This window comes from Enterobacter sp. N5-15, assembly GCF_057221635.1.
The window spans coordinates 3,142,862-3,154,539 of sequence record NZ_CM170150.1 but is presented as its reverse complement, the minus strand read 5'-3'; the positions used below and the strand labels follow the sequence as shown (position 1 = coordinate 3,154,539).

Sequence of the window (11,678 nt, the reverse complement as noted above, 5' to 3'; positions counted from 1 at the left end):
AGTAGACACATGACGTATTCCATTGCCAAAGCTGAACAGGAACTGCAGGCCAGACAAGGCCGTCTTAACCTGCGCTGGTATCCGCGTTTCCACCTCGCCGCACGTGCCGGCTGGATGAACGACCCGAATGGCCTGGTGTGGTTTGACGGCTGGTATCACGCGTTTTACCAGCATCATCCATACTCGACTCAGTGGGGGCCGATGCACTGGGGCCATGCGCGCAGCAGGGATTTAGTTCACTGGGAACACCTTCCGGTAGCACTGGCGCCGGAAGGACCAGAAGACAAGGACGGCTGTTTTTCCGGCTCGGCGGTAGTCGATGGCGATACGCTGGCGCTGATTTACACCGGACATAAATTCCACGGCGACCCTGATGATGAGGCTAATCTCTACCAGGTGCAGTGCCTGGCGACCAGCCGTGACGGCGTTCATTTTGCCCGGCAGGGAATGATTGTTGACACGCCGCCAGGCCTGCATCACTTCCGCGACCCGAAAGTGTGGCGTGAAGGGGAGAGCTGGTACATGGTTGTCGGCGCGCGAGACGGTGAGACGGGCCAGGTGCGCGTATACCGTTCTGCCGATCTGCACGCGTGGCAGGATATGGGCGTGCTTGCGGTGGCTGAAAAAGAGATGGGCTATATGTGGGAATGCCCGGATTTTTTTACCCTCAACGATAAACGCGTGCTGATGTTTTCGCCTCAGGGGCTGGCGGCAGACGGATTCAAAAACCGTAATCTTTTCCAGAGCGGCTACCTGCTGGGCGAGTGGCAGCCCGGTCAACCTTTCGTGCGTGAAGGGGAGTTTGTGGAGATGGATCGCGGGCATGATTTCTATGCGCCACAAAGCTTCATGACTCCCGACGGCCGCCGCATCGTTATCGGCTGGCTGGACATGTGGGAATCGCCCCTGCCGGAACAGCAGGACGGCTGGGCGGGTATGCTCTCCTTACCGCGCGAGCTGACGCTGAGTGCGGATGACCGTCTGCAAATGCGCCCGGCCAGAGAAGTCGAAAGCCTGCGCAGGGCGTGGTTCCCCTGGCCGGTGAGCGCGCTTAACAATCAGCAGATCGCTCAGGTGGAAAGCTGCGACGCGATGGAGGTCATTCTGCAGTGGGATTGCGTCAACAGCAGCGCGGAGCAGTACGGTATTCGTCTCGGAGACGGGTTACGTATCTATGTCGATGCGCAGATGCAGCGCCTGGTGCTGGAGCGTCACTATCCGCAGTATGGCCTGTGCGGGACCCGAAGCGTTGCGATAAACCTGAACGACACGCTAAACCTGCGCCTGTTCTTTGACAACTCGTCGGTGGAGGTGTTTGTCAATGAGGGTGAAGCGTGCCTCAGCAGCCGCATTTATCCTGAAGCGGGGGCTCGCGAACTGGCGTTGTTTGCCTGGACGGGGAGTGCGTTGCTCATTGATGCCGGTGCGTGGCAGTTAGAGTAAATGAGTTACATCAGAAAAATTCAGTAAGGTCCGCAAATACTAAAGGCGACAGGTGTCGCCTTTAGTATTATTTAATCTTTCTGGCGTAGCCCTGAAACTGACCTTCTTTACTCACCGCTAATTTGCCTTTAGCAGGATAGTAAATGAAGGTGTATAACCCTTGTGAATAAACCTTTGCCTTAGGCTCGTTTTCATCCAGCGCGCCTAATACGCCGTCAACATCTAATATCTCACCTCTAATCGTAATTTTCATCCCTTCCCATTTAAAGGTGTGCGCCGCTTTAGCTGCCTGAGCATGTTGTTTCGCATCTTTCTTAGCCCAGATTCCCGTACCCGCAGCGGCATCACGCGCGTTCGCCCATGCTGCATTTTGTGCGGATTCATTGTAGGCATTCTGGCGGTTTTGCTCAGCCAGGTAGCACGTATCTTTGCTAATCCCCTGGCGTTCACATTCAGCCATGCGCTGAGCAGGCGACGTACATGCAGAAAGCAGAGCAGTAGCCCCCGCCATGACTACCGCTAAGAGAGTTTTTTTCATTACGCAAAGACCTTAAGTTAAAAATATGCAGCAGGAGAATGTTCAATATCCGCAAATATAATAAGAGTGATACATACAACCTAACCATATGCCAATAAGGATAAGTGCCATGTATAATATTAAAGAGATAAAAATATATTTTGCCATGCTGCTTTTCTATTAAAAGCCGACCCCTACGCCAATGGAGGCACCCATGTTATTTGCGGTGTCATCAGAGAAACTGACTTTGGCGATCGTATGTGGATTGACGTTAACGGATGCCCCAACGGCAAGGGCGCTTTCACTATTGTACGTTGCACCGCCAGCAGAGAACATAACATGCTGATTCGTTTGTACCTGCGGTAAACCTGCCATCGCCATGGCGCCCGAGATACCGGCGTTGGCCTGTTTCTTATTATTATCCACTTCGTCGTGCAATGATTTGAACTGCTGGCGGGTGTTGTTATTCATTGCCTGTAACGTCTGCTTTGTTGCCTGAAGTTCCTGAGCGGTGGCGGTAACAGCCTGGCTGTTGTTAGCCACTTTCGTTTGCGTTGCTGCGTCAACCTGCACGCGCGTCACGGTAGTCGTCACGCCATCTTTTCCATCTACGCCGTTAGTGGGTTTAGGGGCACTTTCCAGGCTATCAAGACGGTTATCCTGCACTTTGTTAACGTTTTCCATATTGATAATTTCAGTGCCGTTCGTCATGACGCCCTGTAAAGCAGCCTCACTTTTTTGATTCGCAGTATCTGCGAGCGCACCAGCAAGTAATGCTTTTTGCTTAGCCTCATTTGTGGCTTGATCAACGATCAAAACACCTAATTTAGTCGATTGAAGGTCGCTATCAACCTGAGTTAAGCGATTGTCAGTTGAGAGATCGCGAGCAATACTATCAGCATTGTTTTGCGTAATTTGGTCTTGATGGTCAATCACAATATTTGTGATTGATGCATCGTCCCAGGCTGCAGCAGCATCGGTAATATTCATGGCGCTACCTGCTACCACGCCTAATACAAAAACAGAAATAACAGATTTCTTAAAAGCTTTCATTCGAAGGACTCACATCATTAACGTATTGAAAAACAAATTTAAGCAGAACGGTTTTGGCTTTATTGAGCATGAAGGTATCTGTATTTCCATATATCAATACAGGTTATTCATTGCTTAGATCTTTTTTAGTTGCGTGAATAAACTATCAATTAAACCCAAACTGATTATTTTGATCTAAATCATAAATGATATGAATAAATACATGGTCAGGATACGACGCCGTGGTGATTTATTTAATGTATACATTGACTTATGGATTGTGTGGTAAGCCAGGGGAAACGTTAAGCCATTGATGAAAATACGAATGTTCAATGGGTTTAAATAAATTAATATTTCCTTTTTCTTTCATGCGAAAGAAGTTTCTATATCTTATAAAAGATGAAGGGGCACGTAATAAAAAATAAAAATAATAGCCTCAGTAAACGTGCGTAATAAAGGTTTTCAATAAGGCGTTAACAATTATTGAACCAGAATTAACTAAAGCGTAATAAATATAGGCAAATGACTGGAAAGTACGTCTGGAGATTTCAGCTATGACACGCCCGGCGATAAATCGAAACTCCTTGCGCCTGGCCCATGGCCGCGGTTACACTAAACAACGTTAATGAGTTTTTATAACTCTCTGTTTTAAAAGTATTTTGACTCGGGGTGCCCTTCTTCGTTGAAGGCTGAGAAATACCCGTATTACCTGATCTGGATAATGCCAGCGTAGGGAAGTCAGATGCCTTCCCGGTCATCGCTTCTTCACGCAAGGCAGGAGCGAACCCATGCAGCCTGACCTGCTCGATTTACACGTTTTACGCCACTTCCGAACCTGTTCTCCGCTGACCCATTGTATGACCAACGATGTCGTACAGACCTTTACGGCCAACGTTCTGCTCGCGCTTGGCGCATCACCCGCGATGGTGATTGAGGCCGAAGAGGCTGAACAGTTTGCCGCGATCGCCGATGCGCTGCTGATTAACGTTGGCACGCTGACCTCACCGCGCGCCCAGTCGATGCGCCGGGCGATTGAGAGCGCGGTGGCGGCAGACAAGCCCTGGACGCTGGACCCGGTTGCCGTGGGTGCCCTGACGTTCCGCACCCGCTTTTGCCATCAAATTCTTGCCCTGAAACCGACCGCCATTCGCGGCAATGCCTCTGAAATTCTTGCCCTTGCCGGAATGAGCGCGGGCGGGCGCGGCGTTGATACGACCGATACCGCCGCCAGCGCGGTGTCCGCCGCACAGGCGCTGGCTCGCCAGACAAATGCCGTTGTGGTCGTCACCGGCGAGGTGGATTACATCACTGACGGGCAACGTACCCGCACGGTCACGGGCGGCGATCCGCTGATGACGCGCGTGGTGGGAACCGGATGCGCGCTCTCTGCCGTTGTGGCGGCGAGCTGCTCGCTGCCGGGCGACCGGATGGATAACGTCGCTGCCGCCTGCGGATGGATGAAGCGGGCCGGAACGGTGGCCGTTGCGCAGTCACTTGGGCCGGGCAGTTTTGCCAGCGCGTTCCTGGATGCGCTCTACACGCTGGAGGAGCAGGCATGAAGCGGATTAACGCCCTGACCATTGCCGGCACCGATCCCAGCGGCGGCGCGGGTATCCAGGCTGACCTGAAAACCTTCTCGGCCCTTGGCGCGTACGGCTGCTCGGTCATTACCGCGCTGGTGGCGCAAAACACGCGCGGCGTGCAGTCGGTCTACCGTATTGAACCGGATTTTGTTGCCGCGCAGCTGGATTCGGTGTTCAGCGACGTCCGCATCGATACCACCAAGATCGGCATGCTGGCCGAGACCGACATAGTGGAAGCGGTGGCCGAGCGGCTTAAGCGCTATCAGGTACAAAACGTGGTGCTGGATACCGTCATGCTGGCAAAAAGCGGCGATCCGCTGCTCTCCGCCTCCGCCGTCGAGACGCTGCGCAATAAGCTGTTGCCGCAGGTGGCGCTCATTACGCCCAATCTGCCGGAAGCCGCCGCGCTGCTGGGCACATCGCACGCGCAAACTGAACGCGAGATGAAAGCGCAGGGGAACGCGCTGCTGGCAATGGGCTGCGGCGCGGTGCTGATGAAAGGCGGACACCTGGATGATGCCGAAAGTCCGGACTGGCTCTTTACCCGCGACGGCGAAGTACGCTTTACCGCGCCGCGCGTGCAGACCAAAAACACCCACGGTACGGGCTGTACGCTCTCTGCCGCGCTGGCGGCGCTGCGTCCACGGCATGACGGCTGGTCCGATACGGTGCGCGAAGCGAAAATCTGGCTCTCAGCGGCGCTGGCAAAAGCCGATACTCTGGAAGTGGGTCACGGTATTGGGCCGGTTCATCATTTTCATGCATGGTGGTAACCCAGTATACTGGCAGGAAACACCACGCCTGAGAAAACAGAGATGGAACAAGCGCATACCCGGTTAATCGCTCAACTGAATGAACGGATCGCCGCGCCTGACAACACGCCGCTGTACCTGAAATTTGCCGAAACGGTAAAAAATGCGGTGCGAAGCGGCATGTTAGAGCACGGGAATATTTTGCCCGGCGAGCGCGATCTGAGCCAGTTAACCGGGGTGTCGCGCATCACCGTGCGAAAAGCGATGCAGGCGCTGGAGGAAGAGGGCGTGGTGACGCGTTCCCGTGGCTATGGCACGCAAATCAACAACATCTTTGAATATTCGCTGAAAGAGGCGCGCGGCTTTTCCCAGCAGGTGGTGCTGCGCGGTCAAAAGCCGAATACGCTATGGGTCAACAAGCGGGTGGTGAAATGCCCGGAAGAGGTCGCAAACCACCTGTCGATCCCGCCGGACAGCGAAGTCTTTTTGCTCAAGCGCATTCGCTATGTGGATGACGATGCGGTGTCGATCGAAGAGTCCTGGGTGCCGGTTGGGCTGATTCCCGATGCGGATGCGATTGGCATTTCGCTGTACGATTACTTCCGCAGTCAGAATATTTTCCCGCAGCGTACCCGTTCGCGGGTCAGCGCCCGCATGCCGGACAGCGAGTTTCAGGCGCACATTAAGATGGACGAAAAAATACCGGTGCTGGTGATCAAGCAGGTCGCGCTTGACCAACAGCACCGGCCGATTGAGTACAGCATCAGCTACTGTCGCAGCGATCTATACGTCTTTGTGTGCGAGGAATAATTCGTCGCGAGTCGGGGCGCAGTCCCCGCCGCGGTGGCTGACTACCCAGGACGCCACGGCATTCCCCAGCAGAACGGCGTCTGCCAGTGACCATCCCGCCGCCAGCCCGGCAAGCGTTCCGCCCGCGTGGCTGTCGCCAGCGCCAATGGTATCCACCACCGTGGCCGGAAATGCCGGAACAACGCCCGAGACGTCACCGTCATACCATGCGGCACCGTCTTTATCATGCCGCACAATCAGGGCGGCACCGAAGCGATGCTGCCACTCCGCACCCAGATTTTCAGCCGCTACACCCAGTCGTTCGGCTGCGATCTCCGCTTCCTGACGATTAAGCGACACAATCGGTCTGCAGGCCATAATTCGCGCCATCAGCGCGTCGGGGATATCCGCGATGCGGGGACCGAAATCAATAAAGGCCGTCACGTCCTGCAACCCCTCCAGCCAGCGTGTCAGCAGCTCGCCGCACGGCGAGGCCAGCTGATAGCCGGATAAATAGACCAGGCTGTTCGACGGGATGTTAAGCACATCAAGCCAGCGCAGCTGCCACTGGTTCTCCACGCCGCTAAAGGACATAAAGGTGCGCTCGCCGTCCGGCTCCACCAGCGCCAGGCACCAGCCGTTATCGCCGGTTTCGGCCTCGATGGCGCTGTGCAGATCCTGCTTCGCCATGGCGTTGCGGATGATATCCGCCCACACGCCGTGGCCGACGGGCAGAGCGTTTTGCGCCGTAATGCCGAGCCGTTTCAGGGCGATGGCGATATTCAGCGCGCAGCCGCCAATATTCACGCCCTGCTGTTTGAGCTCGATATCGCACCCGCGCCAGGGCAGGGCGTAGGCGTCGGCGATGACGTCAATCACCGCTGCGCCCAGCACCGTTACCGGACGCGTGGCGTGCAGGGTGTCGAGACGTTGGGCAAATGAATTCATACGCCCTCCCTTTGCTCCCGATAGTGCAGCAGTTTCTCGCAATAGTGGCCGAAATCGAGCCGGTTGACGGCGTCGAGTTCGGCTTTGAGCGCCGGGTCAATCGCCTGCACGCCGTGGAGCGCACCGCAGATGGCCGTCGCCATTGCGCCAATGGTGTCGGTATCGCCGCCCAGATTGGCGCATAAAATGGCGCAGCGGTTTGGGTCGGTTCCCGCCAGTTCGACCATCGCAATGGCCGCCGGAACGGACTCAACGGTGCTGGTTCCGGCCCCCACGAGCTGGTACACCTGCTCGCTGGCGGACTCAACCCCGTTGGCTTCCCGCACGGTCTTAAGCGCCAGCTCAATACGTGCTGCGAGCGACGCGCTGAAGGTGGTGGTTTTCGCCTCCTGCGCATAGCGGGCGATACCCGGCAGCGCATCGACGATGTTCTGCCAGCTTTCGCCGTCGACGGCGCGGGAAATCGCCCAGGCAATCACCACCGCGCCGGCAATGGCGAGATCGGATTTATGGGTCGGGCTGGAGGCCAGCGCCACCTGCTCAACAAAGTGCTCCAGACGCGTGGCCGGAAGCAGGCAGCCCAGCGGGGAGGCGCGCATTGCCGCCCCGTTGGTCACGCCGTTGTTTTCCAGTTCGCTGACCGGCTTCCCGTCGCGAATCGCGTTAAGCGCGATTTTGGAGGTCGGGCCGAGCACGTTCTTATTAAACGCATCGAAATCGAGCGCCCATTGCAGAATATGCTTGCCGATAACGTCCGCGTTGATGTCTCCCTCACACTCAATAATCGCGTCCGCCAGGCACAGCGCCATTGAGGTATCGTCGGTGAACTCCGCCTGTTTGAAATAGCAGGCCGCATTATTCTCTGCCGGGCCGGGTAAAAAGCGGTCGATCCAGCCGAAGTGCGCTTTGACGCGCTTTCTCGGCCACAGCTCCGACGGCATGCCCATCGCATCCCCTAACGCCTGCCCGTAAAGAGCACCGAGAACACGTTCTTGTTTCATTTAACTTCCCCTTGTGTTAGCGCGGCATCGCCATCAACCACCTCAATTGCGGTGATCTCTTTATCCGATTCGCGGAAAAACAGCATAAACAGCACGGCAATCACGGCAATCATGATTGCACCAAACGCCCACATTCCGGCCCAGTTGAAGGTCAGCCCATTCACCGGCTCTTTGTATGCGAACATTTTTTCCATCATCACGCCGCCCAGGCGGTAGCCCAGCAGGCTCCCAAAGCCCTGGCAGCACAGCGTAATCAAGCCCTGCGCAGCGGTGCGCATGTGCACCGGCGCTTTTTTATCCACGTAGATGTACGCGGTGACGTAGTAGAAGTCGTAGCTCACGCCGTGCAGCAGAATGCCGAGGAACAGCAGGGCGTAGGTGAAGTACTGTTCCGCTCCGCCGTAAACGAAGAACCCGTAGCGGATGGCGGCAGTGATCAGACCCAGCAGTAAGACCTTCTTAATACCAAAGCGTTTGGTAAAGAACGGCAGCGCCAGCATAAAGAAGATTTCGGAGAACTGGCCGAGCGTCATCCAGCCGGTAGCGTTTTTCATCCCCACTTCGGTGAGATAGCCGTTGGCGAAGATGTAGTAGAAGGCCAGCGGCATGGCGAACAGGAACGAGCAGAAGAAGAACACCAGGAAGTTTTTGTCGCGCAGCAGGATCAGCGCGTCCAGCCCCAGCATCACTTTGATATCCAGCTTGCCGGTGCTCTTCGGCGGGGTGTTCGGCAGGAACAGGGCAAAGGCGCCGAGCAGGGCGGAGCTGGCGGCCGTCATCAGCAGCGGAATATTGGTATCGGAAATGTCGCTGTAGCCCAGCATCTGCGGCAGGAAGCCGCACGCCAGCCCGGAGGCGATCCAGCCGATGGTGCCCATCACGCGGATGCGCGGGAAATCGGCCTCGACGTCGTCCACGTTGGCGAAGGCAATGCTGTTGGTCAGCGCGATGGTCGGCATATAGGTCAGGGAGTAAACCAGCAGCAGCGGGAAGAAGGTGCTGAACTGGGTTTGCTGGGCGGCGAAGTACATCAGAATCGCACCGGCGAACATCAGCACCGCCAGCACTTTCTGGGCGGCGAAGAAGCGGTCCGTCAGCGAGCCGACCAGAATCGGTGAAAGGATAGCGGCAATGGCGGTACAGGCGTAAGACCAGCCGATTTCCCCGGCGGTAAAACCGCTTTTGCTCAGCCACAGCCACAGCGGCACAAACCAAGCGCCCCAGATAAACCATTCAACAAACATCATGAATGACAGTTGGACTTTCGTTTTCATTTTTTAATCCTGCATGTCAGAGAGGGTACGCCTTTAACATACCACTCAATAATACCTTTTAAATACCTTTGTGGCGATTGTTTGATCAATGTAACAGTTTTGTTGTACACGAATCGAGCCAGCAGATTGTGCTGAAAAAAAATGCAAAGGGTGGAAAATCTGTTAAGTCGGTACCAGGCTTAGTCTGCCCATAAAAGATGGGACTGGATAAACACACACCGACACGACGTCGGACTTACGGGAGTATCACATGACTGATATTGCGCAGTTGCTTGGCAAAGACGCCGACAGCCTTTTACAGCATCGTTGTATGACCATTCCAGCCGACCAGCTGTATCTGCCTGGTCATGACTACGTTGACCGCGTGATGATCGATAACAACCGTCCGCCTGCGGTCCTGCGAAATATGCAGACGCTCTACAACACCGGGCGGCTCGGCGGCACCGGGTATCTCTCTATTCTGCCGGTGGACCAGGGCGTTGAGCACTCGGCGGGCGCCTCTTTCGCGGCGAATCCGCTCTACTTCGATCCGAAGAACATTGTTGAGCTGGCGATTGAAGCTGGCTGTAACTGTGTGGCCTCCACCTACGGCGTGCTGGCTTCGGTTTCGCGTCGCTATGCCCACCGCATTCCGTTCCTTGTGAAGCTGAACCACAACGAAACCCTCAGCTACCCTACCGAATATGACCAGACCCTCTACGCCAGCGTCGAGCAGGCGTTCAACATGGGGGCGGTGGCGGTAGGGGCGACCATCTATTTCGGCTCTGAGCAGTCTCGCCGTCAGATTGAAGAGATCTCCGCGGCGTTTGAGCGCGCGCACGAGCTGGGCATGGTCACCGTACTGTGGGCGTATCTGCGCAACAACGCGTTCAAGAAAGACGGCGTGGATTACCACGTGTCGGCCGACCTGACCGGGCAGGCGAACCACCTGGCGGCGACCATCGGCGCAGATATTGTGAAGCAGAAAATGGCCGAGAATAACGGCGGCTATAAAGCGGTGAACTTTGGTTACACCGACGATCGCGTTTACAGCAAGCTGACCAGCGATAACCCGATCGACCTGGTGCGCTACCAGCTGGCGAACTGCTACATGGGCCGTGCGGGGCTGATTAACTCCGGCGGCGCAGCGGGCGGTGATACCGACCTGTCAGACGCGGTGCGTACGGCGGTTATCAACAAACGCGCGGGCGGCATGGGGCTGATCCTTGGCCGTAAGGCGTTTAAGAAATCGATGGCCGACGGCGTGAAGCTGATCAATGCGGTGCAGGACGTCTATCTGGATAGCAAAGTCACGATTGCCTGACGCCTCCATCTCCCTCTCCCTGTGGGAGAGGGTTGGGCTGAGGGCATCATCGCGCACCGTGTGAAACATCAGCGCAAAAGCACGCAGTCCGGCGGCAGCCTGCACTGCAGCGCGCCGGGCAACACCTCAATGCGGAACTGCGTTCCGCTCAGCGGCTCTCCGTCGAGGTTAAAGGTCATCCCGTGCGGAGCATTCACTTCAAACCACGCCGACTTCCCGGCGATGATATTTGGACTCTCTTCCGGCTGCGTCAGCGTGGTAAACAGCGCGGGCAGCAGGCCGTCGCCCGTGAAAATACGCAGCTGTAGCTGACCGTCATTGATCAGCGCCTCCGGGCACAGCTGCTGCCCGCCGCCAGCCTGGCGGCCATTGCCAATCCCAATCACCAGCGCGTCACCCTGCCACTGAAAATCCTCGCCGCGAATTTCGCAGCGGTCAGGCTTGAGGGTGTCCATGCGCATCAGGCCGTGGATCAGGTACGACACGCCGCCCAGCGCCGCCTTCAGCTTTTCCGGCGTTTCGCTGGTGATGCGTGTGCCAAACCCGCCCGTCGCCATATTGATAAAGCAGGTTTTATCATTCACCTGCGCAATATCCACAGCGGTGGCCTTGCCGAGGATTGCCAGCTGAAGCGCCTTCTCTAACTCCTCCGGGATCCCGGCGCTGGTGGCAAAATCATTGGCGGTACCGAGCGGTAAAATGCCCATCACCGGCCGGTCCGCCGGGGGCAGGTCGATAAGCGCTGACGCAATCTCATTGATGGTGCCGTCGCCGCCGCCGGAAATGATGGTGTTGACGCCAAGCCCGAGGGCTTCATTGATATAGCGTGCCGCGTCGCCTTTTTCCCACGTCACCCTGACGTGGACACGCGCGCCATCGTCACGCAAACCCTGAATCACCTGACGCAACAGATCGTTGCCCGCACTTTTGCCATTGAGAATCAATAAACTGTCTGGATAGGTTGCCATCCGCGCTGCTCCCTTTTTTAGCGTTAGTAAGAGTGTATAGCAGAGAGGAAAAAAGCGGGTAAGAACAG

General features: G+C 56.2%; 11 protein-coding genes and 1 riboswitch. Of the genes, 5 read left to right on the top strand and 6 right to left on the bottom strand.

What is annotated here, in order from left to right; all coding sequences use genetic code 11:
* Positions 1-9 precede the first annotated feature (9 nt).
* Positions 10-1,443, top strand: a complete 1,434-nt coding sequence (locus tag AC2TE5_RS14980) for a glycoside hydrolase family 32 protein (RefSeq protein WP_484611921.1) — start codon at positions 10-12, stop codon at positions 1,441-1,443.
* Between the two features lie 67 nt (positions 1,444-1,510).
* On the opposite strand, the gene AC2TE5_RS14975 is transcribed toward AC2TE5_RS14980, so the two are convergent.
* The gene (locus tag AC2TE5_RS14975; RefSeq protein WP_484611920.1) at positions 1,511-1,981 is read right to left on the bottom strand and encodes a hypothetical protein; all 471 of its coding nucleotides are present in this window, start codon (positions 1,979-1,981) and stop codon (positions 1,511-1,513) included.
* A 159-nt stretch (positions 1,982-2,140) separates the two neighbouring features.
* On the bottom strand, positions 2,141-3,013 hold the full coding sequence (locus AC2TE5_RS14970; protein ID WP_484611919.1) for a YadA C-terminal domain-containing protein: 873 nt from the start codon (positions 3,011-3,013) through the stop codon (positions 2,141-2,143).
* A 634-nt stretch (positions 3,014-3,647) separates the two neighbouring features.
* Positions 3,648-3,745: riboswitch (TPP riboswitch) on the top strand.
* Positions 3,746-3,780: 35 nt separating this feature from the next.
* On the opposite strand from AC2TE5_RS14970, the gene thiM reads away from it, so the two are divergent.
* The 3 genes from thiM to AC2TE5_RS14955 are packed head-to-tail and all read left to right on the top strand — an operon-like array spanning position 3,781 to position 6,137.
* Positions 3,781-4,551 carry a hydroxyethylthiazole kinase gene (thiM, locus tag AC2TE5_RS14965; RefSeq protein WP_484611918.1) on the top strand — a complete coding sequence of 257 codons (771 nt, stop codon included), beginning with the start codon at positions 3,781-3,783 and terminating at the stop codon, positions 4,549-4,551.
* Complete coding sequence (gene thiD, locus AC2TE5_RS14960) at positions 4,548-5,348, top strand: bifunctional hydroxymethylpyrimidine kinase/phosphomethylpyrimidine kinase (protein ID WP_121425349.1); 801 nt, start codon at positions 4,548-4,550, stop codon at positions 5,346-5,348. Before thiM ends, thiD begins: the two co-directional genes overlap by 4 nt.
* A gap of 42 nt (positions 5,349-5,390) precedes the next feature.
* Positions 5,391-6,137, top strand: a complete 747-nt coding sequence (locus tag AC2TE5_RS14955) for a GntR family transcriptional regulator (RefSeq protein ID WP_109845299.1) — start codon at positions 5,391-5,393, stop codon at positions 6,135-6,137.
* On the opposite strand, the gene AC2TE5_RS14950 is transcribed toward AC2TE5_RS14955, so the two are convergent.
* Genes AC2TE5_RS14950 through AC2TE5_RS14940 form a run of 3 tightly spaced genes read right to left on the bottom strand, consistent with a single transcriptional unit; the run spans position 6,111 to position 9,339 of the window.
* A complete protein-coding gene (locus AC2TE5_RS14950) occupies positions 6,111-7,064 on the bottom strand; it encodes a PfkB family carbohydrate kinase (RefSeq protein ID WP_484611917.1) in 954 nt (317 codons plus the stop codon). The two genes, AC2TE5_RS14955 and AC2TE5_RS14950, sit on opposite strands and share 27 nt — an antisense overlap.
* Positions 7,061-8,065 carry an ADP-ribosylglycohydrolase family protein gene (locus AC2TE5_RS14945; protein WP_484611916.1) on the bottom strand — a complete coding sequence of 335 codons (1,005 nt, stop codon included), beginning with the start codon at positions 8,063-8,065 and terminating at the stop codon, positions 7,061-7,063. Before AC2TE5_RS14945 ends, AC2TE5_RS14950 begins: the two co-directional genes overlap by 4 nt.
* Positions 8,062-9,339 carry a nucleoside permease gene (locus AC2TE5_RS14940; protein WP_484611915.1) on the bottom strand — a complete coding sequence of 426 codons (1,278 nt, stop codon included), beginning with the start codon at positions 9,337-9,339 and terminating at the stop codon, positions 8,062-8,064. Before AC2TE5_RS14940 ends, AC2TE5_RS14945 begins: the two co-directional genes overlap by 4 nt.
* A 250-nt stretch (positions 9,340-9,589) precedes the next feature.
* Here AC2TE5_RS14940 and fbaB point away from each other — a divergent pair, with 250 nt between their 5' ends.
* Positions 9,590-10,642 (top strand): class I fructose-bisphosphate aldolase, encoded by a 1,053-nt coding sequence (fbaB, locus tag AC2TE5_RS14935; protein ID WP_023312424.1) that lies wholly within the window; start codon positions 9,590-9,592, stop codon positions 10,640-10,642.
* A gap of 68 nt (positions 10,643-10,710) precedes the next feature.
* Here fbaB and yegS read toward each other — a convergent pair whose 3' ends face one another.
* Positions 10,711-11,610: a lipid kinase YegS gene (gene yegS / locus AC2TE5_RS14930; RefSeq protein ID WP_213327998.1), complete on the bottom strand. Its 900-nt coding sequence runs from the start codon at positions 11,608-11,610 to the stop codon at positions 10,711-10,713.
* Positions 11,611-11,678: the final 68 nt, after the last annotated feature.

Excerpts from the sequence above, each read along its gene's own strand:
- AC2TE5_RS14980 (WP_484611921.1), top strand. The coding sequence starts at position 10 with ATGACGTATTCCATTGCCAAAGCTGAACAGGAACTGCAGGCCAGACAA.
- AC2TE5_RS14975 (WP_484611920.1), bottom strand. The coding sequence starts at position 1,981 with ATGAAAAAAACTCTCTTAGCGGTAGTCATGGCGGGGGCTACTGCTCTG.
- AC2TE5_RS14970 (WP_484611919.1), bottom strand. The coding sequence starts at position 3,013 with ATGAAAGCTTTTAAGAAATCTGTTATTTCTGTTTTTGTATTAGGCGTG.
- thiM (WP_484611918.1), top strand. The coding sequence starts at position 3,781 with ATGCAGCCTGACCTGCTCGATTTACACGTTTTACGCCACTTCCGAACC.
- thiD (WP_121425349.1), top strand. The coding sequence starts at position 4,548 with ATGAAGCGGATTAACGCCCTGACCATTGCCGGCACCGATCCCAGCGGC.
- AC2TE5_RS14955 (WP_109845299.1), top strand. The coding sequence starts at position 5,391 with ATGGAACAAGCGCATACCCGGTTAATCGCTCAACTGAATGAACGGATC.
- AC2TE5_RS14950 (WP_484611917.1), bottom strand. The coding sequence starts at position 7,064 with ATGAATTCATTTGCCCAACGTCTCGACACCCTGCACGCCACGCGTCCG.
- AC2TE5_RS14945 (WP_484611916.1), bottom strand. The coding sequence starts at position 8,065 with ATGAAACAAGAACGTGTTCTCGGTGCTCTTTACGGGCAGGCGTTAGGG.
- AC2TE5_RS14940 (WP_484611915.1), bottom strand. The coding sequence starts at position 9,339 with ATGAAAACGAAAGTCCAACTGTCATTCATGATGTTTGTTGAATGGTTT.
- fbaB (WP_023312424.1), top strand. The coding sequence starts at position 9,590 with ATGACTGATATTGCGCAGTTGCTTGGCAAAGACGCCGACAGCCTTTTA.
- yegS (WP_213327998.1), bottom strand. The coding sequence starts at position 11,610 with ATGGCAACCTATCCAGACAGTTTATTGATTCTCAATGGCAAAAGTGCG.